Annotated in this window: 1 protein-coding gene and 1 pseudogene; both read left to right on the top strand. The window is 54.3% G+C overall.

Annotated features, from left to right (window positions below; translation table 11 throughout):
- The first annotated feature begins 25 nt into the window (after positions 1-25).
- Positions 26-368 (top strand): annotated as a pseudogene (locus HMPREF2734_RS02705) (transposase).
- The gene (locus HMPREF2734_RS02700) at positions 365-754 is read left to right on the top strand and encodes an IS3 family transposase (RefSeq protein ID WP_101741123.1); all 390 of its coding nucleotides are present in this window, start codon (positions 365-367) and stop codon (positions 752-754) included. Before HMPREF2734_RS02705 ends, HMPREF2734_RS02700 begins: the two are co-directional and overlap by 4 nt.
- Positions 755-844 lie beyond the last annotated feature (90 nt).

The following is an 844-nucleotide window of genomic DNA, read 5'->3' as shown; positions in this document are numbered from 1 at the left end:
TGAAGTGTCCCAGGTTTTGTTCCGTTTGAGTAGATGGGAAAATCTGGAATATGCCAAGAAAATTTGACCAGGATGCCAAGGACCGCGTGGTCCGTCTCGTGGAAGATCGCATCTTGGCGGAAAATATGTCAATGCAAGCCGCATGCCAGGCAGTAGCCCCAAAGCTGGGGGTTTCATGGCACACGGCTCGCCAATGGACCCAGCAGGCCCGCCGTGCGGGAAACATCCCAGAACCTGTGCCTGAAGACTTGGCCGCCGAAAACGCGAGGCTACGCCGTGAAAATCAAGAGCTACGCGACACTAACGAGCTGCTGAAGGCTGCCTCGGCTTTTTTCGCGTCGGAACTCGACCCAAAACGTCGGAAATGATCCGGTTCATCGATAAATACCGGAATCGTTTCTCTGTCGAGTTCATTTGTAAGACGTTGAAGAATAACCGGGCTGGTGGGTTTATCACCTCGCGTGGTTATCGCCAGTCCAAGGCCCGTGGATTAAGTGCTCGTCGCCTTCGCGATGCTGTGCTGATCGACCGCATTAGAACTGTTCATCGGGATAATTACGGCGTCTACGGCGTGCGGAAAATGTGGCATGCTCTCCGCCGTGGCGGAATTGATATCGGGCGTGAACAAACCGCCCGGCTGATGCGCTTGGCCGGTGTTTCTGGCAAAGGCAAAGGCGGATCACCTATCACAACCCGAAAAGCTAACGTGCCTGATCTGCGCCCGGACTTAGTCGAGCGTGAATTCAAAGCTTAAGGGCCCGAATAAACTGTGGGTGGCCGACATTACGTATGTGCGCACGAAGAAAGGCTTTGTGTACGCCGCGTTTGTCACCGACGTTTACTC

This window comes from Corynebacterium sp. HMSC055D05, assembly GCF_001810365.1.
Lineage (GTDB): Bacteria > Actinomycetota > Actinomycetes > Mycobacteriales > Mycobacteriaceae > Corynebacterium > Corynebacterium coyleae.
Note: the sequence above shows the minus strand (reverse complement) of the source record. Positions and strands in the feature narration are given on the sequence as shown.